This is a genomic window from Pseudomonas sp. R3-57, from assembly GCF_051132065.1.
In the GTDB taxonomy this organism is placed as follows: Bacteria; Pseudomonadota; Gammaproteobacteria; order Pseudomonadales; family Pseudomonadaceae; genus Aquipseudomonas.
In genome coordinates, this window is sequence record NZ_CP071655.1 from 795,989 (window position 1) to 818,346 (window position 22,358).

Consider the following 22,358-nt stretch of genomic DNA (forward strand, 5'->3'; position numbering starts at 1 on the left):
ATGATCCGGCCGCTGCTGTGGCTGTTGATCGGGATCATGCCTGCGCTGGCAACGGCGCAGGACGAGCCCTTACGCCTGGCTTATCAGGGCGAACTGTTGTCGCTGAGCCAGACGCAACTGATCGCGCGCGAGCCGTTGCCTCCCTCGCTGGAGGCGCCGCTGGGTAGTTTGTGGAAATTGTTTGTCTACGCCTGGCTGGTCGATACCGGCGCGCGTGAGCCGGCTTATGAATGTCGCGGGCAGTCGAAAGAAGAAGTCTATTGCTGCACCGCGGGCGGCAAGATCGAGCGCGATCAGGCGTTGGTGAAATCCTGCGGCTTGTATTTTGAACCGGCACGGTTGGGCATTTCTGCTGCCGATTGGCGCAGCTATTGGCAGGCGCGGCAGGCACCGACGTGGTTGCTCGATCTGCCCTCGGTGCAGCCAGCGCAGCGGGTTTCCGTTGTGGAGTTGCTGAAGGTGCTGGCCTCGCTGCCGGCGCAGGATCAGGCGCGGCGGGTGTTGCTCGACGTGGTGCTGAACGCGGCTGACGGCAATGTCGTCGGCGAACTGGGCGGGCGCTTGCGGGTGAAAACCTGGAGCTGGTTCGGCGACCAGGATCCACAGTCGCGTCAGGGTGGCTTTGCCGGTTGGACGGCGGACGGTGCGCCGGTCTGGGCCGGCGGGCGTGGCACCAGTCAGATGGTGTTGCGGCATTACGGTCAGGCACTGGCGACGGCTTTGCCAGCGGCATGGCCGGCCGAGGCGGGGCGTTGTGTCGAAGTCGGGCTGTTTTCGAAGTACCCGCTTGCGAAGGTTTCGACGGGCGAACGAACAGTGACGTCCGGTCCGTTACAGGGTGACTACCGCGTCGAATTCGCCAACGGCAACGCGCTGGATATCCACAGTGACGGCGAACTGTTTTTGCTCAACGACAAACTGGTCGCCCGGCTTGATCGTGAGGAGTATGTCGCCCGCGTGCTTGAGCGCGAAGCCAAGGCGCAACCCGCCGAAGCCGCCAAAGCCCTCGCTGTGGCGATCCGCACCTACCTGTTGCAAAACGCCACGCGCCACGGCGACTGCCTGAGCATCGACGACAGCAGCAACCGCCAACGTGTCGCGCCACGCCCAGCCTCTGCCGAGTCACGCAACATCGCCGCCTGGACTGCGGATCTGGTCCTTGCCGGCAGCACCGTCACCTATCACTCCGACCAACCGGGCCCGGACAAACTCGCCTGGCAACAAGCCGTCGAGCAGGCCAACGCCGGCCAGCGCTACGACGCGATTCTGCTGCACGCCTACCCGCGCGCCAGCCTCAGCCGCTGGGACAACCCAGTCGCCTCCTGCGAAGCGCTGCCCGCCGCGCAGGACTGGCTACAAAAACAGCGACGCGGCTGGCGGCCGAAGCTTGCCAGCGAAACCGGCTACAACGACGTCAGCACTTTCGCCGTATGCAAACTTGCCTTCGGCCGGCCCTTCGTCGACCGCGAACGCCAGCGCATCTACGTGCGCGGCGTCCTGACGCTGCAGGACCGTCTCGACCTGACTCACGAATACCTGCACCTGGCCTTTGAAGCGCACCCCAACGGCCAGGACGAAACTTACATCGAAGGGCTCGCCCGTCACCTTTTGCTGGAATAGACCATGACACTCCGTTATCCACAGGTCTTGCTGCTGCTCTGCACGCTGACCGCGCTGGCGCCGATCTACGCCGCCGACAGCGTCAAACTTGACACCCCGATCAGCGGCTGGCGCAGCGGCGCACCGGAAGGTGAGGGCGAGAGCTTTCGCCAGACCGTCAACTACCCGGCTTCGTCGGTGAACACCCCGATTGGCCAGGCCAATACCGCGCGCATCAGCGGCGAAATCAAAGCCAGCGCGAAAAACAACCAGCCCGGCCGCCTGATCGTCAACGGCGTCAGCATGCCGCTGAAAATCGACGCCAGCGGTCGCTTCGACCGTCCGTTTTCGTTCCCGAACGGCAGCAACAGCGTCGAAGTGCGCAGCCCCGACGGCCAACAACGCCACCGTACCCAATTCCTCAACACTCGCGGCGGCGCCACCCCGGCCAAACTGCGCGTACTGCTGGCCTGGGACAGCGACGGCACCGACCTCGACCTGCACCTGATCACCCCCGACGGTGCGCACATCTGGTACGGCAACCGCGTCGCACCCAACGGCGCCGCCCTCGACGTCGACGTCACCACCGGCTACGGCCCAGAAATCGCAGCCATGCCCGCGCCGATCAAAGGCCAATATCTGGTGTATGTGAATTATTACGGCGGTGGCTATCGCGAGGATGACGAGGGCGAGGGCGAGGCGGTGCAGGCGTTGACCACGGCGCAGGTGACGGTGATCACCGAAGAGGGCACGCCGAGTGAGAAAATGGAGACGTTTCTGGTGCCGATGCGGGCGGTGGGTGAGCTGACGTTGGTGAAATCGTTTAGTTATCCGTGAGGGAATTGGTCCACAGGTTGGAGCAATGCGCTCGGCAGTATCTGGTTACTTAATTCGTGTTCGACGCTCGACTTACAGCTCAGCCAGTATGACCTTTTCCCGTTCAGGAGCGGCGAGGCGATCTTTAACGGTGGCGGTAAGTTGTTCATCTTCATCACTGCTGCGCTTTCCGTCGCACGGGGGCTCGCCAAGTTCGGCAATATGCTTCAGCGCGTCTTCAACGTGAAGCGAGACTATTGGCATTTGTCTACTTCCTGCGAGATTTGGCCCAACGGTAGCCAATGCATTACGCGATGTACAAGCGAGAAATACGTTTCAGCCAGTAAATGTGATTTCTTTCAGGCATTAAAAAGCCGGCTTGTGGCCGGCTTCTCGGGGACTGGCTTGGCTTATTTTTGGTAAGCCGCGCCAGCCTTCAAAACGTACATCCGGATCTTGCGTCCGGCTGTGGGACTTGGTCAGACGTTGGTCTGCCGCGTCGGGCGTCATCTGAGCCGCGGGAGCGGGTCGATGCGCAAATGTGGGGCGCAGGATACTGAGTTTTGCCTGGGATGCCCAGCCCAGAGTGCGGATTAGAGCGATTTCCGGGGCGCAAAAGCGGATCTGGACCGCCATGAAGGGCCTCATCGCCAGCAGGCTGGCTCCCACAGGGTTCGGTGCAGGAGCCATAAGCTGCGTCAGTTCAAAGAAACGGCACCACCGGCCGGCGCTTGCTCACCGTCGACCACCAGAACACCCAGCCCAAGATGTGAATCCTTTGCTCCTCGATCTGTGCCGGGCGGAAGACCTCGTCCGGGTACTCGGCGCTGTTGTGGCTGCGCAGGCGCAGGCCGTTGCCGGGCATGCGGTGCAGGTATTTGATGCGCAGCATGCCGTCGTGTTCGATGGCGTAGATTTCGCCGTCGACGACCTGGGTGAGGCTGCGGTCGATGGCGACGATGGAGCCGTCTTCGATGCGGTCGGCCATGCTGTTGCCGATCATGTGGGCGCAGATGGCGTCGCCGGGGCGCACTTCGAGCTGGTCGAGGTGGGCGCGCAGCAGGCGGATCGAGAGGTCCGGATCCTGGATGACGTGGGTCTTGTCGGAGCTGTCGAGCGGCGTTTCCTTGAAAAAGGCCAGTTCGACGTCGTTGGGGTGGATGAATCGGTAGCTGCCTTGCGGGTCGTTGGCGTCGAAATGGTCGCCATTGCTCGCCGGTGGGCTGAGGCTTGGGGATTCCTTGGTGCCTTCGCCGGTTTTCAGCCATTCGCTGTTGACGGACAGCAGGCGTGAGACTTCTTCCATGCGATACGCCGGGACGCCCCGGGTGTACCAGTTGTGGACATTTTGGGCTTCCGTGCCCCAGAACTTTGCGAAACCCGTCGTCGAGATGTTCGCAGCTTCCAGGAGTGCCTTGAATCTTGGACCGCTAGTGTTCTTTCTCATAAACACGGAGTCTACGGCCGTGCCAGAGCGGTTTGAATAAACCGCGCGTTCAAAATCGGGCTGAATTTTGCGACGGGATGTAAGCCGCACTTGTGGGAAATTACACGGCTTAAAACTTTTCTGTAGTCCGCTCTAAACAGCTTGTTTAAGCGAGCTTAGGCCGGACATAAAAAACCCCGGGTCAACCGGGGTTTTCTCAAGCATCACGCAGCGAGCCGTCGCTTAGCCTTTGTAGGCGGCAACCGACTTGGTGATCGCTTCGCGGGCGGCGTCTGCACCGGCCCAGCCTTCGATCTTGACCCATTTGCCTTTTTCGAGATCCTTGTAGTTCGCAAAGAAGTGCTCGATCTGCTGGATCAGCAGTGGCGGCAGGTCGGTGTATTCCTTCACGTCGACGTACAGCTGCGACAGCTTGTCGTGTGGCACTGCGATGACTTTGGCATCGCCGCCGCCGTCGTCGGTCATGTTCAGGATGCCGACCGGACGTGCGCGGATCACCGAACCTGGGGCAACCGGGTAAGGGGTCACGACCAGCACGTCGAGGGGATCACCGTCGTCAGCCAGAGTGTTCGGGATGTAACCGTAGTTGGCCGGGTAGAACATTGGGGTGGCCATGAAACGGTCAACGAACAGGCAATCGCTGTCTTTGTCGATTTCGTATTTGATCGGCGCGTGGTTGGCCGGGATCTCGATCGCGACGTAGATGTCGTTCGGCAGGTCTTTGCCAGCCGGAATCTTGCTGTAGCTCATTGGGCGTTGCCCCCGTAGTTGACCAAAAACACTTGGCCGGATTGACCAAAAAGTGGCGGCGATTATAGGCATATTCTGCCGTCGACGCCATGGACCGAAAGTCGTGTGCAGCTTAGTCGTGCGCCTGATAGACCGGGTCTGTGGCCTGAAGTTGCCGCAACCTGCCCAACGGGTCCTGGCGGTAGAAAAGCTGCAACTGCGCGTACACCTGCGGATAGGCCTCGTGCAGCAGATCCGGGGCGCTGAAAAAGTATTCACTGGTGACTGCGAAGAACTCCGCCGGGTTCTCCGCGGCGTACGGATCGATGGCGGTTTCGGCATCGGGATCATGGTCTAGCTGGCGGTTGAGATCGTCGTAGGCCGCCTGCATCACCTCAGCCCAGTCGCTGACGCGCATGGCGGCGTGCAGCGGCGGCAGGCCATTGGCGTCGCCGTTGAGCATGTCGAGTTTGTGCGCCAGTTCGTGGATGACCAGGTTGTAGCCTTCCCAGCCACCGCTGGCCATGACGCCCGGCCAGGCGAGAATCACCGGCCCCTGTTGCCAGGCTTCGCCGCTGTGTTCGCCGTCCCACTCGTGCTCGATGCCGCTGGCGTCGCGATGGCGTTGCGGGCTGAGGAAGTCGTCGGGGTAAAGGACGATCTCATGAAAGCCCTGATACCAGTTCAAATCACCGAGGTTGAGCAGCGGCAACTGCGCCTGGGCGGCGAGCAGCAGGCGTTGTTCCTGATGCAGTTCGACGCCGGGCAGGGCACTCAGGTGTTTGTCTTCAAGGAACAGCACACAGGCGTCGCGCAGCCACTGGTCTTGCGCGGCGCTGAGGCCATCAAGAAAGCTCAGATGATGGCGCACCCGCTGCCAGACATCATCGGCAATCGGATGCCTGGCCAGAATGCGCCGGCGACGCCAGGCGCTCAGCGACCACATCGCTTAGTGCGATTGCGCTTTGGTGCCGCCAAAACGGCTGCGCACCACACCGATGATCATCGGCACCAGCGACAGCAGGATAATGGCCACCACCAGCAGCGACAGGTTCTTCTTGATGAACGGCACATTGCCGAAGAAGTAGCCGAGCGTCACCAGGCCACCGACCCAGAGGATTGTGCCCAGTACGCTGAAACCGAAAAAGCGCGGATACGGCATGCGCGCGATGCCGGCGACGAATGGCGCAAACGTACGGATGATCGGCAGGAAGCGCGCCATGGTCACGGTCTTGCCGCCGTGCTTGTCGTAGAAATCGTGAGTTTTTTGCAGGTAGTCGCGGCGGAATATTTTCGAATTGGGATTGCTGAACAGCTTTTCCCCGGCGGTGCGCCCGATCACGTAGTTGGTGCTGTCGCCAAGGATCGCCGCGAGCATCAGCAGACCACCCAGCAATACCGGGTCCATGCCACCACCCGCCGCCACGGCGCCGGCAATGAACAGCAGCGAGTCGCCCGGCAGGAACGGCATCACCACCAGACCGGTTTCGCAGAAGATCACCAGAAACAGGATGGCGTAGATCCATGGCCCATAGTTGTTCACCAGCAAATCGAGGTAGACGTCGAGATGCAGGATAAGGTCGAGCGGGTTGAAATCCATGGAGGCACCTGTATGGCGGCCCGACTCGGCAGGCCTGTGCGGATGACTTCGTGTAAGCCTACAGCGAGGTGTAGTTTTTCTTACAAGCCGGAAAGCTCGCGATTATACGGTCTGGCAGGAGGAATGCGTGTCGGTTTTGTCGCGAGGAATGTCGCCTGTGATCAATTGTCAGGCAGACCCGACGTGTGGCGAGGGAGCGTGCTCCCTCAGCACCCGGCTGATGGCGATCAGAGCTCGTCGCTGATCGGCAACACGTAGTTCTTGAACTCGGTGTCTTCCTTGAATCCGATGGATTCGTAGGTTTTCTGCGCCACTTCGTTGTCGGCGCTGGTGGAGACGCGCATGCGCACGGCCTGGGTTTCCTTGGCCATTTTTTTCGCGGTGCGGATCAGGTTGTCGGCCACCAATTGCCGGCGCGCGTCTTCGGCGACATAGATGTCGTTGAGGATCCACACGCGCTTGAGCGACAGCGAGGAAAAGCTTGGATAGAGCTGACAGAAACCCATGAGTTTCTTGTCGTCGTCATCGGCCAGGGCCAGGTAGATCACCGATTCCTTGCGGCGCAGGCGCTTTTCGAGAAAGGCGCGGGAGGAATCCGGGTAAGGCAGGGAACCGTAGAACTCGCGATATTTGACGAACAACGGGGTCAGCAAATCCAGATGTTCGAGGGTCGCTTGAATAATCCGCATGATAGGTCTCGTCTTCAAGTGGCTGTCTTCAACTGCTCTGACGGCGATGGGAAACCCTGGCGGCCGTGCTTCGATCCTGCCTGAAACCGGCGCAGAAAGGCAATGCGGAAACGGTTCAGGCGGGCGGCGGATCAAGCAGGAAATTGCCCTTCATGTTCACCTCATCGTCCGACTCCAGCGTCTGCAGTTGGGCTTCGTCCTTCAGATTGACCCCCGACAGCTGCCGTCGACAGGCTTCACGCATCAGATACAGCAGGCGATGCGCCGCCATGCCATAGCTCAATCCCTCCAGGCGGACATTGGAGATGCAATTGCGGTAAGCGTCGGTCAGGCCGACCTTGGGCGCATAGGTGAAATACAGGCCGAGGCTGTCCGGCGAACTCAGGCCCGGCCGCTCGCCGATCAGCATCACCAGCATTTTCGCCCCGAGCAATTGGCCGATTTCGTCGCCGATGGCAACGCGGCCCTGTTCCACCAGCAGCACGGGTGCGAGCGACCAGCCGTCGGCGCTCATCTGATCTTCCAGGCGCTTGATAAACGGCAAGGTATGTCGATGCACGGCCAAGGCCGACAAGCCGTCCGCGACGACAATCGCCAGATCGACGCCGCCCGGATGGGCGCTGGCGTAATCGCGCAAAGATTGCGCCGACTCGTCGCTGAGCTTGCGGCCCAGGTCCGGGCGTTGCAGATAGGTGTTGCGATCCGGCGCCGCGCTGTGCAGCAGCAGGCTTTCGCGTCCTTCCTCCTGCAACTGTGCGCTGAGCCCGGCATGATCGAACGGCAGGTGCACCGCATCGCGCGCCTGCGCATGGGCGAGCTGGAAATCCAGCTGAGCGCCGGTCGGCAGGCTCGTGCCGGTACGGCCCAGAGCAATACGCGCCGGAGTCAGGCGACGCAGTTGCAGCCACGGGTTTTGCGGGTCTACAGGCGGTTTTTCCATGCCACTCATCCCAATTGCGCCAGCGCCTGGCGGAAGGCCGGCGGCAGATTGTTGCCAAAGCGCACCTTGCCATCGGCTTGCGTGAAGATGCCCATGTTGGCCAGCCACTGCTCGAACTCCGGCGCCGGTTTCAGGCCCAGGGTCTGCCGGGCGTAGAGGGCGTCGTGGAATGAGGTGGTCTGGTAATTGAGCATGATGTCATCGGAGCCGGGGATGCCCATGATGAAGTTGATCCCGGCGACACCGAGGAGCGTCAGCAGGGTGTCCATGTCGTCCTGATCGGCTTCGGCGTGGTTGGTGTAGCAGATGTCACAGCCCATCGGCACGCCAAGCAACTTGCCGCAGAAGTGATCTTCGAGGCCGGCGCGGATGATCTGTTTGCCGTTGTAGAGGTATTCCGGGCCGATAAATCCCACAACCGTGTTCACCAGAAACGGCTTGAAATGCCGCGCCACGGCATAGGCTCGCGTCTCGCAGGTCTGTTGATCGACGCCGTGGTGGGCATTGGCCGACAGCGCGCTGCCCTGACCGGTTTCGAAATACATCAGGTTCTGCCCGAGGGTGCCGCGGTTCAGGCTCAACCCGGCGTCATAGCCTTCCTGCAACACATTCAGATTGATACCGAAACTGGCGTTGGCCGCTTCGGTGCCAGCGATCGACTGGAACACCAGATCCAGCGGCACGCCACGGTTGATCGCCTCGATGGAGGTGGTGACGTGGGTGAGTACGCAGGCCTGGGTCGGAATGTCGTAGCGCTGGATGATCGCGTCGAGCATTTCCAGCATGGCGCAGATCGAGGCAATGCTGTCGGTGGCGGGATTGATGCCGATCATCGCGTCGCCATTGCCGTAGAGCAGGCCGTCGAGAATGCTCGCGGCGATCCCGGACGGCTCATCGGTCGGGTGGTTGGGCTGCAGGCGGGTCGACAGGCGACCTTTCAAGCCGAGGGTGCCGCGGAATTTCGTCACCACGCGAATCTTTTGCGCCACCAGCACCAGATCCTGTACGCGCATGATCTTTGACACGGCTGCGACCATTTCCGGCGTCAGGCCGGGGGCCAGCAGGCGCAGACTGGTTTCGTCGGCGGCGTCGCTGAGCAGCCAGTCGCGAAAGCCACCGACGGTGAGATGGCTGACGACTGCAAAGGCCTGCTTGTCGTGGGTATCGATGATCAGTCGGGTGACTTCATCGGCTTCGTAGGGAACCAGCGCTTCCTGCAGAAAATGCGTGAGTGGGGTGTTAGCCAGGGCCATTTGTGCGGCGACGCGCTCGCCGTCATTGAGCGCGGCGATTTCCGCGAGAAAATCCCCCGAACGTGCCGGACTGGCCTTGGCCATGAGGTCTTTGAGGCTGTCGAAGCGGTAGGTCTGCGCGCCGACCGTGTGAGCAAAACTGGCCATTCAGCGTTCTCCGTGACGGCGCAGAACACTCTGCGCCGTGGTTTTCGACAATCAGTGCAAGGCTTGTTCAGCTTTCTGAATCGCTGCGAATTCTTCTTCCGGCGTGCCCGCTACCAAGTGATGCCGACTGTAGAAGGCAAAGTAAGCAATTAACACTCCATAGATGATGGCGGCGCCGATCACCACCCGTGGATCGACGAGGAACCCCGCCACCACGGCGATGCACGCCAGCACCAGCGCCACGCCCGAAGTGAAAATCCCGCCCGGCGTGCGATACGGCCGATCCATTTTGGGGCGGCGGATGCGCAGCGTGATGTGCGCGGCCATCATCAGCACGTAGGAAATGGTTGCGCCGAACACCGCCACCAGAATCAGCAGGTCGCCCTGACCGGTCAATGACAGCCCGAAGCCGATAATCCCGGGAATTACTAGCGCCAGCACCGGCGCCTTGCTCTTGTTGGTCTGCGACAATTTGCGCGGCAGGTAACCGGCCCGCGACAACGCAAAGATCTGCCGCGAGTAGGCGTAGATGATCGAGAAGAAACTGGCGATCAGCCCGGCCAGGCCAACGAGGTTGACGAAGCTGCCCATCCAGGTCGAGCCGCCATAGGCTTTGCTCAAGGCTTCGACCAGCGGATTGCCGGAGGTCAGCAGCGAATTTGCGCCGGCGCCACCGGGGCCGACGATCAGAATCAGCAAGGCGAACATCAACAGCACCAGCATCGCGCCGATCAGGCCACGCGGCAGGTCGCGTTTGGGATTCTTGGTTTCTTCCGCTGCCAGCGGCACGCCTTCGACGGCGAGGAAGAACCAGATCGCATAGGGAATCGCCGCCCACACGCCAACATAGCCGAATGGCAGGAACGGGCTGGCGCCGGCAGCGGCGGTGACCGGAATGTCGAGCAGGTTGGCGACATCGAAGTGCGGCACCATCGCCACCAGAAACACTCCCAGCGCCAACGCGGCGACAGCGGTGATGATGAACATCAGCTTGAGCGCTTCGCCTACGCCGAAAATATGGATGGCGATAAAGATGATGTAGAAGGCCAGATAGATCACCCAGCCGCCGATGCCGAACAGCGACTCGCAGTAAGCACCGATGAACACCGCGATGGCGGCGGGCGCAATTGCATATTCGATGAGGATTGCGGTGCCAGTGAGAAATCCGCCCCACGGTCCGAACGCGCTGCGGGCAAAGCCGTAACCACCGCCGGCGGTGGGGATCATCGAGGACAGTTCGGCGAGGGAGAAGCACATGCACAGGTACATGGTCGCCATCAGCAGCGTGGCGAGAAACATGCCGCCCCAGCCACCCTGGGCGAGGCCGAAGTTCCAGCCGGCGTAGTCGCCGGAAATCACGTAAGCAACGCCCAGGCCCACCAGCAGGACCCAGCCGGCGGCGCCTTTTTTCAATTCGCGTTGCTGGAAGTAGTCGGTGCCGACTTTTTCGAAGTCGACAGAGGAGCCGGTCGCCGGAGCGCCAGCCGGGGATTCGCTTGGCATAGGGTGCACCTTTCTTATTGTTTTATTGGCCCGGCGGTATCGCCAGGAACCTGATCGTCCCTACGCGCAGCGAAGGAATGCCTCAACGGACGCTCCGCGTTCGGCTTTTATTGTCCCCGCTACAGCCGGGAACCTGATCGTTCCCACGCTCTGCGTGGGAATGCAGCCCGGGACGCTCCGCGTCCCTTCGAAACCGAACGCGGAGCGTCCGTTGAGGCATTCCCACGCGGAGCGTGGGAACGATCAACAAAGGGCGATGCGGTAATCACTGCTTCGCCCCATCCGCTTAGAAGAAGCCCAACGGATTGATGTCGTAGCTCACCAGCAGGTTCTTGGTCTGCTGATAGTGGTCGAGCATCATCTTGTGGGTTTCACGGCCGACACCGGACTTCTTGTAACCACCGAACGCGGCATGCGCCGGGTACAGGTGGTAGCAGTTGGTCCACACGCGGCCGGCCTTGATCGCCCGGCCCATGCGGTAGGCGCGATTGATGTCGCGGGTCCACAGACCGGCGCCGAGGCCGAACTCGGTGTCGTTGGCGATCGCCAGGGCTTCGGCTTCGTCCTTGAAGGTGGTGATGCTCACCACCGGGCCGAAGATTTCTTCCTGGAACACGCGCATCTTGTTGGTGCCCTTGAGCAGGGTCGGCTGGATGTAATAACCGGTGGCCAGGCTGCCTTCGAGTTTTTCCACTTTGCCGCCCGTCAGCAGCTCGGCGCCTTCGCCCTTGGCGATTTCCAGGTAGGACAAAATCTTGTCGAATTGCTGCTCGGATGCCTGGGCACCGACCATGGTGTCGGTGTCGAGCGGGTCGCCGCGTTTGATCTGGCTGACTTTCTTCATCACTGCCTGCATGAATTCGTCGTAGATCGATTCCTGTACCAGCGCGCGGGACGGGCAGGTGCACACTTCGCCCTGGTTGAAGAACGCCAGCACCAGGCCTTCAGCGGCTTTTTCGATGAAGCTCGGTTCGGCTTGCATGATGTCTTCGAAGAAGATGTTCGGTGATTTGCCGCCCAGTTCCACGGTGGACGGAATGATGTTTTCCGCCGCGCATTTCATGATGTGCGAACCGACCGGGGTCGAGCCGGTGAAGGCGATCTTGGCGATGCGCTTGCTGGTCGCCAGCGCTTCGCCGGCCTCTTTGCCGAAGCCTTGCACGACGTTGAGCACGCCCGGCGGCAGCAAGTCACCGATCAACTCCATCAGCACGCAGATGCCCAGCGGCGTTTGCTCGGCGGGCTTGAGGACCACGCAGTTACCGGCGGCCAGCGCCGGGGCGAGTTTCCACGCGGCCATCAGCAGCGGGAAGTTCCACGGGATGATCTGGCCGACCACGCCCAGCGGTTCATGAATGTGATAGGCCACGGTGTTGCCGTCAATTTCCGCGGCGCTACCTTCCTGCGCGCGCAGGCAACCGGCGAAGTAGCGGAAGTGGTCGGCGGCCAGCGGGATGTCGGCGTTGAGGGTTTCGCGAATGGCCTTGCCGTTGTCCCAGGTTTCGGTGATCGCCAGCAATTCGAGGTTGGCTTCGATGCGGTCGGCGATTTTCAGCAGGATCAGCGAGCGCGCCTGCACCGAAGTCGCACCCCAGGCATCGGCGGCGGCATGGGCGGCGTCCAGCGCCTTGTCGATGTCTTCGGCGGTGGAACGGGGGAATTCGGCAATCGGCTGGCCATTCACTGGCGAGGTGTTGGTGAAGTACTGACCTTTGACCGGCGCGACGAACTCGCCGCCGATGTAGTTACCGTACTTGCTCTTGAACGAGACCTTGGCGCCGTCAGTACCGGGGTGAGCGTAACGCATGATGATGTTCTCCTTGGCTTTGTACTTATTAGAGAAACGCGCAAGTGCGCTTGCTATAAGCGTAGAGCAAGGGCCGGGCCATTGCCGCGCAGGTCAGGCAAATCAAGGCGTTGCACGGTTTGTCTCGGACGAGCGGGGTGATGCTGTGAGGGGTTCGGTACAGCTGCGGTGACGATTTGTACCGTTTCTGGCACAGCCCGTGACCGGGCGGTCTTGCCAGCATTGCAATGCGCCGGTGCCTGGAGGATGCTGGGCGTCACCTCAGCATTGGGCCGCCGCGCCTCGGGGAGAACAATAAGAAATGCACGACAACCATTTGAGTCGCCATGCCCGCCAGGTCCTCACCGCCACCCAGGGCAAGCCGCATTTGCACGGCCCCGGTGCCGACCCGTCGATCGCCCGCTCCTGGCGGCGGTGTCTGCAGGACTATCACCTCGACCCGGCCCTGAGCATGGCCCCGACCGTGCTCGAACACGGGCGTGTGCTGGAAAGCCGCGAACGTCTGCAGCAAGTGCTGCAAATTGCCGGGACGGAAATGAGCAGCCTGCATCAACAGCTTTCCGGCGCCGGCCACGCGGTGTTGCTGACCGATGCGCGGGGGGTGATCCTCAATTGCGTCACCGCGCCGGCCGAACGCAAGATTTTCGAACGCGCCGGGCTCTGGCTCGGCGCCGACTGGAGTGAAGCCTGCGAAGGCACCAACGGCATCGGCACTTGCCTGGTCGAGCGCCAGGCGCTGACCATTCATCAGGACGAACACTTTCGCGGCCGCCACACCGGCCTGACCTGCTCGGCGAGCCCGGTGTTCGACCCGCACGGCGAATTGCTCGCTGTGCTCGACGTGTCTTCGGCGCGCCACGAGGTTTCGCGCCAGAGCCAGTTCCACACCATGGCGCTGGTCAATCTGTCGGCGAAGATGATCGAGAGTTGCTACTTCCTGCGCTGCTTCGATAACCAATGGTTGCTGCGTTTTCATCTGCAGGCCGAGTCGGTCGGGCTATTCAGCGAAGGCTTGCTGGCGTTTGACGGGGAAGGACGGATCAGCGCAGTCAACCAGAGTGCGTTGAACCTGCTTGGGCATATGCGCGGCGGCTTGCTGGGCAAACCGGTGGAAGCGTTTTTCGATTGTTCTCTCGATGACTTGCTCGCTCGCGCCAGTGCCAATGCCAGCGCCAGTTGGCCGCTGCGCACCCGCGACGGCCGGCATCTGTTTGCGGTACTGCGCGGCGAATCGCGCAAACCGCTGCCCATCCCGGCCCCGGCGAAAATCATCGAAGCGCCGCGCCTGCCCGGCATCTGCCTCGGTGACGAGGCGCTGCAAGCCAGTTTCCGAAAAGCCCTGCGCGTGTTCGAACGCGATGTGCCGCTACTGATCAACGGCGAAACCGGCACCGGCAAGGAAGCCTTCGCCAAGGCTGTGCATCAGGCCAGTCAGCGCTCGGGCAAGACCTTCGTCGCGCTCAATTGCGCGGCGATCCCGGAGAGCCTGATCGAGAGCGAACTGTTCGGTTATCGCGGCGGCAGCTTCACCGGCGCACGCAAGGACGGCATGCGCGGCAAGTTGCAGCAGGCCGATGGCGGCACCCTGTTTCTCGATGAAATCGGCGACATGCCGCTGGCTCTGCAAACCCGTTTGCTGCGGGTGCTGGAAGATCGCCAGGTGGTGCCGCTCGGCGGCGAACCGGAGACGGTCAATGTGCGGATCATCAGCGCCACCCACCGCAATCTGCTCGAACGGGTCGAGGACGGCAGTTTTCGCGAGGATTTGTATTACCGCTTGAATGGGCTCGAAGTTGCGCTGCCGGCGTTACGCGAGCGCAGTGACAAGGCGCAGTTGCTGGATTTTCTGCTCGCCGAGGAGGCGGGCGGTGAGGCGATTGTGATTGAAGAGACGGCGCGTCAGGCGTTGCTGGCGTTCGACTGGCCGGGCAATGTGCGGCAGTTGCGCAATGTGCTGCGGACGTTAGCGGCGTTGTGTGATGAGGGGCGGGTCGGGGTGGAGGATTTGCCGGGGATGATTCGGCAGGTGCGGCCGGTGGTTGTGGCGGTGGAGTCTTGCGAGCGACCGCTGGAAGATGCTGAACGTTCTGCGTTGCTTAATGCGTTGGAGCAAGCGCATTGGCATATGACTCGCACTGCTGAGCAACTGGGCATCAGCCGCAATACGCTTTACAGGAAGCTGCGCAAGCACGGGATTGAGCGGCGTGTCAGCTAGAAGGCCCTCACCCTGGCCCTCTCCCAGAGGGAGAAGGAACCGACCGCGTTGTTTGCGAAATTTTCGCCAACTTGCGATATCGAGCCGAACTCAGGATCTGAAAGTGACCGAGATCGGCTCCCTCTCCCTCGGGAGAGGGCTGGGGTGAGGGGCTACAGTCGAAAACCGAACCCGAGATCTAGCGGCGTACCCGTGCGCAGACTTCACCTAAAGAGTGCCATTTCCCCCTCCCTACGCTAACCTGCGGCCATGTTTTACGAGGTCGACTATGCACATTCATATTCTGGGTATCTGCGGGACTTTCATGGGCTCGATGGCGGTGTTGGCCAAAGAGCTGGGCCATCATGTGACCGGCTCCGACGCCAACGTCTATCCACCGATGAGCACACAGCTCGAAGCCCAGGGCATTCAACTGACTCAGGGCTACGACCCGGCGCAGCTCGATCCGGCGCCGGATCTGGTGGTGATTGGCAATGCCATGTCCCGTGGCAACCCGGCCGTGGAATACGTGCTGAACAAAGGCCTGCCGTACGTCTCCGGCCCGCAGTGGCTGGCTGATCATGTGCTGCAAGGTCGTTGGGTGCTGGCAGTTGCCGGCACCCACGGCAAGACCACCACCAGCAGCATGCTCGCCTGGGTGCTGGAACACGCTGGCATGAGCCCGGGCTTCCTGATCGGCGGTGTGCCGCAGAATTTCTCGGTGTCGGCGCGGCTGGGCGGTACGCCGTTCTTCGTGATCGAGGCCGATGAATACGACAGCGCGTTCTTCGACAAACGTTCGAAGTTCGTCCATTACCGCCCGCGCACGGCCATTCTCAACAATCTGGAATTCGATCACGCCGATATCTTCCCGGATCTGCCAGCGATCGAGCGGCAATTCCATCACTTGGTCCGCACCATCCCGAGCGAAGGTCTGGTTATTCACCCGACCACCGAGCCGGCGTTGCAGCGGGTGATCGAGATGGGTTGCTGGACCCCGGTGCAAACCACCGGTGCCGGCGGTCAGTGGCAGGTCAAACTGCTCAGCGAAGACGGTTCGGCGTTCGAAGTGATGTTCGAAGGCGCGTCGCAAGGCACCGTTGAATGGGAGCTGACCGGCCAGCACAACGTCGCCAACGCCCTGGCGGCGCTGGCAGCAGCGCGGCATGTCGGCGTGGTGCCGTCAATGGGCATTGCCGGTCTCAGCGCATTCAAGAACGTCAAACGCCGCATGGAAAAAGTCGCGGAAGTGCGCGGCATCACCATTTACGACGACTTTGCCCACCACCCGACTGCCATCGCCACCACCCTTGATGGCCTGCGCAAGCGCATTGGCGACGCGCCGCTGATCGCGATCATCGAGCCGCGCTCCAATTCGATGAAGCTCGGCGCGCACCGTGACGGTTTGCCGGACAGCGTGGTCGATGCCGATCAGGTGATCTGGTACGCCCCGGCCAATCTTGGCTGGGACCTGGCCGCGACTGCCGCGCTGTGCACGGTGCCGTCGATTGTCAGCGATTCGCTGGAAGGCATCATTGAACGCGTGAAGAGCCAGGCCCAGCCGGGCACGCATGTGGTGATCATGAGCAACGGTGGCTTCGGTGGTCTGCACGGCAAACTCGCCGAGGCGCTGCAATGAACGGTTACTCGCAGGCCGGTGGCCCGGAACGCATCACGCTGGCGATGACCGGCGCGTCCGGCGCGCAGTACGGTTTGCGTCTGCTCGATTGTCTGGTGCGTGAAGATCGCGAAGTGCACTTTCTGATTTCCAAGGCTGCGCAACTGGTGATGGCCACCGAAACCGACGTGTCGTTGCCGGCCAAGCCACAGATGATGCAGGCGTTTCTCACCGAATACACCGGCGCAGCCGCCGGGCAGATTCGCGTGTACGGCAAGGAAGACTGGATGTCGCCGGTGGCCTCGGGCTCCGGTGCGCCGGCGGCAATGGTCGTGGTGCCGTGCTCGACCGGCACGTTGTCGGCCATTGCGACCGGCGCCTGCAACAACCTGATCGAGCGCGCCGCTGACGTCACGTTGAAAGAGCGCCGCCAGTTGATTCTGGTGCCGCGCGAGGCGCCGTATTCGAGCATTCATCTGGAGCACATGCTCAAGCTGTCGAACATGGGCGTGACGATTCTGCCGGCATCGCCGGGGTTTTATCACCAGCCGCAGACCATCGATGATCTGATCGATTTTGTCGTGGCGCGCATTCTCAATCTGCTCGGCATCCCGCAAGACATGCTGCCGCGGTGGGGCGAGCATCATCTGAGCAGCGATGAATAAGCTGCTGGCGCTGGTGCTGGCCGTGCAATTGACCGGCTGCGCCACAGCGCGGACGCTGGACGCGGCGAAACCCGGCGCGCCGGTGGTGTATTCCGGTACGCGACTGGATTGGTATGCGCTCAATGGTGGCTGTTGTGCGAAAGACCGCTTCGGCGCCGAGGCGCCGAGCTATCCCGGGGTGGACCTGCCGGCCAGTGCGCTGCTCGATACACTGTTGTTGCCGTTGTCACTGCTGACTGTGATTGGCGTGGGTTTTCAGGCGACGGGCGGATTGTAGGGAGTGCTGCGCACTCCATCGCCAGCAGGCTGGCTCCCTCAGTTGCTCTGCGACTGATCGTTCCCACGCTCCGCGTGGGAATGCAGCCTGGGACGCTCCGCGTCCCTTCCAGAGCCGAACGCGGAGCGTCCGAAGAGGCATTCCCACGCAGAGCGTGGGAACGATCAACCCAGAGACGGTTATTTGCCGAGCTTGCGCAACTCATCCGACTCGATCACCCGCACCCCATCCTGCTCTTCCAGCGCCAGCCGCCACATCGCCCGCGCCAAGTGGCAGGCTTCGATGCCGCGGTACTTTCCCGGAATCAGCTTCGACAACGGCCCGGCCAGTTGCTCGGCCAGACGCGGTTCAACCCGCTCGCCCAGCAGCAATGAAGGCCGGCAGATGGTCAGCTGCGGCCAGTCCTGCGCGCGCAGTGCCTGTTCCATTTCGCCTTTGACCCGGTTGTAGAACACCGAGGATTTCGGATCGGCGCCAATCGCACTGATCACGATCAGATGCCGCGCGCCCATTTCCCGCGCGCGCTTGGCGAACGCCACGACCATGTCCAGATCCACCGCGCGAAAGGCTTCTTCCGAACCCGCCTGCTTGATCGTGGTGCCGAGGCAGCAATAAGCGATATCGACGCGACCGCTCAGCTGCGGCAGAAATACCTGCGGATCGCCGACCGGGTTTTCCAGGTGTGGATGTTCCGCCAGGGGGCGACGCGAAGGGGCGAGCACGCGCGAAATCGTCGGTTCGTTGAGCAGGCGATCGAGTAGATGTTCACCGGTCAGTCCGGTGGCTCCGGCAAGCAATACGTGCTGAGGCGTCAAGTACATAGTGTCTCTCCCTTGATACTGTTCAGCTTAGTTGCCTTTTGTCGCCACGTCGTTCAACGCAGCACTTTGCAACGCTTTACGGGCCTGCTGTTTGCGCAGCAGTTGCCAGTGCGACAACACGGTTTTCGGCGCCCAGATTTGCGGCTCCGAGGCTTCGAATCCGTCCGCCAGTTCACGCTCGGCGACGGTGGCCTTGGCCAGTTTGAACGCTTGCTCAAGATCGTCGGTCTGGTTCAGCGCCTGGGCGAACAGTGCGTCGCCGAAGTAGGTGAAATTGGCCTCTTCTGAACAGCCGAACGACACCCGGTCGGCGCGCGAGGCGGTCATGATCAGAGTGCGTTCGTCTTTCAGCGCTGGAATGAAACCGCCGGAATAGCACGACGAAATAACGATGATCTTGTCACGGTGTTTCAACGGCGCCAGCACCGCAGCGAGTTCGTCGGCGGGCAGGTCGGCCAGTTCCATGCGCGGCTGATCGAGCACCAGTTCATGCTCGGCGGTGCCGTGGCTGGTCAGGTAGATGAACAGCAAGTCTTCCGGGCCACTGCGTTCGGCCAGGGCTTGCGCGGCGCGGCGCAGGTTTTCGCGGGTGGCCATCGGCCGGTCGCCGAGGTGGTCGCGATGATTGACCAGACGAATCTGGCCGAAGGCACCGAAACGCGTGTTGAGCATGTTGGCGACAAAGTCCGACTCGCGCAGAAACACGCTTTGCTTGCCGTCGCCGCCGAGGGTCAGGGTGTACAGCTCCACGGCCGGGGTCGAGGCCGGTATCGCGCTCAGCGCGTCTTCGAGCAAACGGCCCTGCGCGAGCAGACCGAGTTCAAGGGTGTCGGGCAGCAATTTGCCGTCGGCGTCACGCACGCGCTGGCCATTGATCCAGGTGCCGCTGAGCACGCTGCCATCGGTCAGCACCAGGGTGCCGCGCCCGGAATAGCTGTCGTTGTCGAAACCGCCGATGTAGAAGCTGCCGTCAGACAGGTTCAAGCGGCCCTGGCCGGTGAAGCGCCAATCATTGAATACGCCGATGTAATGGCTGCCGTCGGCGCCGATCAGTTCGCCCTTGCCGGTCAGCGCGCCTTCCTTGAACTGGCCGAGCCAGACGTCGCCATCGGCGTTCTCGTAGCGGCCCTTGCCGTGCAATTGGTTGTTCTTGAAGCCGCCCACGTAAATGTCGCCGTCGGCGCTGTTGAACGTGCCGTTGCCTTCGAGCTGGCCGTTGACGAAATGGCCGGTGAAGGAGTTGCCGCTGGCGTCGCCGCGCTGGCCTTCACCGTTGGGTTTGCCGTGGGCGAACTGGCCCTGATAGGAGCTGCCGTCTTCCATTTCCAGACGGCCGAGCCCGGAATACTGGTCGGCACGGAATTCGCCACGGTACGTCATGCCGTTTTCTTTCAGCGTGCCTTCGCCGTCGCGCCGGCCCTGTTTGAAGCCGCCGGTGTAGCTGCTGGCGTTGGTGGTCAGGCTACCCTGACCGTCGAACAGACCCTGTGCGAACTGGCCGCGATAGACCTCGCCGTTGCTGCCGTGCCATTCGCCCTGACCGTGCCACTGGCCCTTGTCGAACTGCCCGGCGTACCAGCTGCCGTTGGGGTAGTCGACACGGCCCTGGCCTTGCAGCAAGCCATCGACCAGTTCGCCGCGATAGCGTCCGCCGTCCGGCAGGCGTGCATCCGGCGGCAACAGCGATTCGCCGTTGCCGCAAGCGGTGAGCATCAGGGTCAAGGCAAGGGGTGCAAGACAAGCAAGTGAGCGCATAGCGGGATCCGGGCAATTAGGCGACCGAGTATGCCGCAGCTATGCGTCGCATATATAGAGAGGTGACGCGAAACAGCGTGCGCTGCTTCGCATCCGGAACGATCAGACGAAGCAGAGCGACAAGGGTTCGGCAATATAGGCCGGTTTCTCCGAGCCCTCTATCTCGAGGGTTGCGATAGCCTTGAGCAACCACTGGCCGGGTTTTTTCTCGGTCACTTCAACCAGATCGACCTTCAATCGGACTTTCGAGTCGACCTTCACCGGCTGAATGAAACGCACGCTGTCCAGGCCATAGTTGACCACCATCTTCACGCCTTCCGGCAATACCAGAATGTCTTCCATCAGTTTCGGCATCAGCGACAGCGACAGGAAACCGTGGGCGATAGTGCTGCCAAAGGGCGTTTGCGCGGCTTTGACCGGGTCGACGTGAATGAACTGATAATCACCGGTGGCTTCGGCAAACAGGTTGATGCGTTCCTGATCGATGGTGAGCCATTCGGAACGTCCGAGTTCCTTGCCGACATGATCTTTGAGCTCTGCAACGGGAACATAGGGCATTGAGACTCTCCTTGGGTTCATCGGTTTTATAGTTTTTCAGGTGGGGGATTTGACCGCCCTGCGAACCACTGTAGATCATCACGGCGATTTGCTGCGGTCAACCGACCATGCTTTTGGCGAATGCCGATCCATAGCGCAGGCGTGCTTATAATGCAGGCGACTTGCGCGGAGAGATGTCTGATGTTGCTACGTGGCCTGACCCTGCTGGTGCTGTTTCAATTGCTCGGCACCGCCCTCAATCATTTGCTGTTGCCGGTATTGCCGGGGCCGATCATCGGTCTGCTGCTGTTGCTGGGGTTCCTGATCATTCGCGGTGAAGTCGGTGAGCCGCTGAACCTGGCGGCGGGCAGTCTGCTGCGTTATCTGCCGTTGCTGCTGGTGCCGCCAGCCGTTGGCGTGATGGTCTATGCAGCGGCGATTGCCGCGGATTTCTGGGCGATTGTCGGCGCGCTGGTGCTGTCGCTGATCCTGTCGATGGCCTTTGCCGGTGTGCTGATGCAGCGCCTGGTCAAGCGCCACGCGCCGCCGACGGAGGAATCCTGATGCTGTTCGATTGGCAAGGGGCCTGGGCGTCGGTCATTCATCATCCGCTGTTCGGCATCGGCATCACACTCGGTGCCTATCAACTGGTGCTGGCGGCGTTCGAGAAAACCCGCTGGATCTTTTTGCAGCCGGTGCTGGTCTCCATGTTGCTGGTGATCGGTGTGCTGGTCGGTTGTGGCGTGACGTACGCCGAGTACCGCAAGAGCACCGAAATCCTCAGCATCCTGCTCGGCCCGGCGACGGTGGCGCTGGCGGTGCCGCTGTATCTGAATTTGCGGCGCATTCGGCAATTGTTCTGGCCGATATTTACTACGCTGGTGATAGGCGGGGTGGTGGCGACCGGCATGGGCGTGGCGCTGGGCTGGTGGTTCGGCGCCGAGCACATGATTCTGATGACCATGGCGCCGAAGTCGGTGACTTCGCCGATTGCCATGCTGGTGGCCGAGCAGATCGGTGGCGTCGCGGCGCTGGCGGCGGTGTTCGTACTGATCACCGGGGTGATCGGGGCGATCTTCGGCCCGGCGCTGCTGACCCGTCTCGGCGTGCACAGCCCGGAGGCGCGCGGCATGGCGCTGGGCATGACCGCCCACGCGGTCGGCACGTCCGTGGCGTTGCAGGAGAGTGATGAGTGCGGCGCCTTCGCGGCGCTGGCGATGAGTCTGATGGGCGTGGCCACGGCGGTGTTCCTGCCGTTGGCGGTGTCGATGGTGGTGTAAGGAAATGTCTATGAGCCTGCCGCTTTTCCCGCTGAACACAGTGCTGTTCCCCGGCTGCAACCTCGATTTGCAGATCTTCGAGGCGCGCTACCTCGACATGATCGGCCGCTGCATGAAACAGGGCGTGGGCTTCGGCGTGGTGTGCATCCTGGAAGGCAGCGAAGTCGGCGTCGCACCGCAAGGTTTTGCCCTGGTTGGCTGCGAGGCACGCATCACCGATTTTCAGCAGCAGGACAACGGCCTGCTCGGTATTCGCGTGCAGGGCGGTCGCCGCTTCACGGTATTGCGCACCGAAGTCCAACGCGATCAGTTGATCCTGGCCGACGTCGAATGGCTCGACGACGAACCCGAACAACCGCTGCAGGACGAAGACGCCGATCTGGTCGCGCTGCTCAAGGCGCTGGCCGAACACCCGATGGTCGAAGCGCTCGACATGGGCACCGACGCTGCCGGTCAGCAATCGCTGGCCAATCAACTGGCCTATCTGTTGCCGTTCGCTGAAGAAGACAAGATCGACCTGCTGCAACTCGATGATCCCCAGCAGCGGCTGGACGCAATCCAGGCCTTGCTCGATGAGTTGCAAGGCGAGTTGTTCGCCTAGTCATTCATCTGGTTGTACTTTGAATCAACTGATCGCGTTTGCCAGCATTGTCGCACTGATGACTTTGTCTTACTTTCAAG

The 22,358-nt window shown here is 61.7% G+C and carries 22 protein-coding genes; 9 read left to right on the top strand and 13 right to left on the bottom strand.

The window, feature by feature from the left end:
• Both J3P93_RS03695 and J3P93_RS03700 read left to right on the top strand, forming a co-directional pair.
• Positions 1-1,620, top strand: a complete 1,620-nt coding sequence (locus J3P93_RS03695; RefSeq protein ID WP_434595179.1) for a DUF2300 domain-containing protein — start codon at positions 1-3, stop codon at positions 1,618-1,620.
• A 3-nt stretch (positions 1,621-1,623) separates the two neighbouring features.
• A complete protein-coding gene (locus J3P93_RS03700; protein WP_434595182.1) occupies positions 1,624-2,436 on the top strand; it encodes a YfaP family protein in 813 nt (270 codons plus the stop codon).
• Between the two features lie 72 nt (positions 2,437-2,508).
• Here the strand turns inward: J3P93_RS03700 and J3P93_RS03705 are convergent, their stop codons facing one another.
• The 10 genes from J3P93_RS03705 to exaC all read right to left on the bottom strand — a co-directional run bounded on the left by J3P93_RS03705 (position 2,509) and on the right by exaC (position 12,530).
• Positions 2,509-2,679: a hypothetical protein gene (locus J3P93_RS03705; protein WP_336356068.1), complete on the bottom strand. Its 171-nt coding sequence runs from the start codon at positions 2,677-2,679 to the stop codon at positions 2,509-2,511.
• A 439-nt stretch (positions 2,680-3,118) separates the two neighbouring features.
• On the bottom strand, positions 3,119-3,862 hold the full coding sequence (locus tag J3P93_RS03710) for a S24 family peptidase (RefSeq protein ID WP_434595185.1): 744 nt from the start codon (positions 3,860-3,862) through the stop codon (positions 3,119-3,121).
• A gap of 222 nt (positions 3,863-4,084) precedes the next feature.
• On the bottom strand, positions 4,085-4,612 hold the full coding sequence (gene ppa, locus J3P93_RS03715; RefSeq protein ID WP_003205933.1) for an inorganic diphosphatase: 528 nt from the start codon (positions 4,610-4,612) through the stop codon (positions 4,085-4,087).
• A gap of 112 nt (positions 4,613-4,724) precedes the next feature.
• Positions 4,725-5,537 (bottom strand): zinc-dependent peptidase, encoded by an 813-nt coding sequence (locus J3P93_RS03720; protein WP_434595188.1) that lies wholly within the window; start codon positions 5,535-5,537, stop codon positions 4,725-4,727.
• A gap of 3 nt (positions 5,538-5,540) precedes the next feature.
• Positions 5,541-6,191 carry a DedA family protein gene (locus J3P93_RS03725; protein ID WP_093097959.1) on the bottom strand — a complete coding sequence of 217 codons (651 nt, stop codon included), beginning with the start codon at positions 6,189-6,191 and terminating at the stop codon, positions 5,541-5,543.
• Positions 6,192-6,418: 227 nt separating this feature from the next.
• A complete protein-coding gene (locus J3P93_RS03730) occupies positions 6,419-6,880 on the bottom strand; it encodes a GNAT family N-acetyltransferase (RefSeq protein ID WP_007958617.1) in 462 nt (153 codons plus the stop codon).
• Positions 6,881-6,995: 115 nt separating this feature from the next.
• Positions 6,996-7,820 carry an ethanolamine ammonia-lyase subunit EutC gene (gene eutC, locus J3P93_RS03735; protein ID WP_434595192.1) on the bottom strand — a complete coding sequence of 275 codons (825 nt, stop codon included), beginning with the start codon at positions 7,818-7,820 and terminating at the stop codon, positions 6,996-6,998.
• 5 nt (positions 7,821-7,825) lie between these two features.
• Positions 7,826-9,220, bottom strand: a complete 1,395-nt coding sequence (locus tag J3P93_RS03740; protein WP_434595195.1) for an ethanolamine ammonia-lyase subunit EutB — start codon at positions 9,218-9,220, stop codon at positions 7,826-7,828.
• Positions 9,221-9,271: 51 nt separating this feature from the next.
• Complete coding sequence (gene eat / locus J3P93_RS03745) at positions 9,272-10,723, bottom strand: ethanolamine permease (protein ID WP_206415582.1); 1,452 nt, start codon at positions 10,721-10,723, stop codon at positions 9,272-9,274.
• Positions 10,724-11,009: 286 nt separating this feature from the next.
• Positions 11,010-12,530, bottom strand: coding sequence for an acetaldehyde dehydrogenase ExaC (gene exaC / locus J3P93_RS03750; protein ID WP_090286659.1), 1,521 nt, complete (start codon positions 12,528-12,530; stop codon positions 11,010-11,012).
• 301 nt (positions 12,531-12,831) lie between these two features.
• On the opposite strand from exaC, the gene J3P93_RS03755 reads away from it, so the two are divergent.
• The 4 genes from J3P93_RS03755 to J3P93_RS03770 all read left to right on the top strand — a co-directional run bounded on the left by J3P93_RS03755 (position 12,832) and on the right by J3P93_RS03770 (position 17,284).
• Positions 12,832-14,745: a sigma-54-dependent Fis family transcriptional regulator gene (locus tag J3P93_RS03755; protein WP_434595199.1), complete on the top strand. Its 1,914-nt coding sequence runs from the start codon at positions 12,832-12,834 to the stop codon at positions 14,743-14,745.
• Positions 14,746-15,013: 268 nt separating this feature from the next.
• Positions 15,014-16,363 carry a UDP-N-acetylmuramate:L-alanyl-gamma-D-glutamyl-meso-diaminopimelate ligase gene (gene mpl, locus J3P93_RS03760; RefSeq protein ID WP_434595201.1) on the top strand — a complete coding sequence of 450 codons (1,350 nt, stop codon included), beginning with the start codon at positions 15,014-15,016 and terminating at the stop codon, positions 16,361-16,363.
• Positions 16,360-17,007, top strand: a complete 648-nt coding sequence (ubiX, locus tag J3P93_RS03765; RefSeq protein WP_258447890.1) for a flavin prenyltransferase UbiX — start codon at positions 16,360-16,362, stop codon at positions 17,005-17,007. Before mpl ends, ubiX begins: the two co-directional genes overlap by 4 nt.
• The gene (locus tag J3P93_RS03770; protein ID WP_434595203.1) at positions 17,000-17,284 is read left to right on the top strand and encodes a YceK/YidQ family lipoprotein; all 285 of its coding nucleotides are present in this window, start codon (positions 17,000-17,002) and stop codon (positions 17,282-17,284) included. Before ubiX ends, J3P93_RS03770 begins: the two co-directional genes overlap by 8 nt.
• A gap of 179 nt (positions 17,285-17,463) precedes the next feature.
• Here J3P93_RS03770 and J3P93_RS03775 read toward each other — a convergent pair whose 3' ends face one another.
• From J3P93_RS03775 to J3P93_RS03785, 3 genes are all read right to left on the bottom strand, one after another.
• Positions 17,464-18,105 carry an oxidoreductase gene (locus J3P93_RS03775; protein ID WP_203419629.1) on the bottom strand — a complete coding sequence of 214 codons (642 nt, stop codon included), beginning with the start codon at positions 18,103-18,105 and terminating at the stop codon, positions 17,464-17,466.
• 27 nt (positions 18,106-18,132) lie between these two features.
• On the bottom strand, positions 18,133-19,860 hold the full coding sequence (locus tag J3P93_RS03780; RefSeq protein WP_434595205.1) for a C13 family peptidase: 1,728 nt from the start codon (positions 19,858-19,860) through the stop codon (positions 18,133-18,135).
• 102 nt (positions 19,861-19,962) lie between these two features.
• Complete coding sequence (locus tag J3P93_RS03785; protein ID WP_090286645.1) at positions 19,963-20,418, bottom strand: MaoC family dehydratase; 456 nt, start codon at positions 20,416-20,418, stop codon at positions 19,963-19,965.
• 180 nt (positions 20,419-20,598) lie between these two features.
• Here J3P93_RS03785 and J3P93_RS03790 point away from each other — a divergent pair, with 180 nt between their 5' ends.
• The 3 genes from J3P93_RS03790 to J3P93_RS03800 are packed head-to-tail and all read left to right on the top strand — an operon-like array spanning position 20,599 to position 22,278.
• The gene (locus J3P93_RS03790; RefSeq protein WP_394507891.1) at positions 20,599-20,961 is read left to right on the top strand and encodes a CidA/LrgA family protein; all 363 of its coding nucleotides are present in this window, start codon (positions 20,599-20,601) and stop codon (positions 20,959-20,961) included.
• The gene (locus J3P93_RS03795) at positions 20,961-21,677 is read left to right on the top strand and encodes an LrgB family protein (RefSeq protein WP_093097985.1); all 717 of its coding nucleotides are present in this window, start codon (positions 20,961-20,963) and stop codon (positions 21,675-21,677) included. Before J3P93_RS03790 ends, J3P93_RS03795 begins: the two co-directional genes overlap by 1 nt.
• A gap of 10 nt (positions 21,678-21,687) precedes the next feature.
• On the top strand, positions 21,688-22,278 hold the full coding sequence (locus J3P93_RS03800; RefSeq protein WP_434595207.1) for an LON peptidase substrate-binding domain-containing protein: 591 nt from the start codon (positions 21,688-21,690) through the stop codon (positions 22,276-22,278).
• The last annotated feature ends 80 nt before the right edge of the window (positions 22,279-22,358 follow it).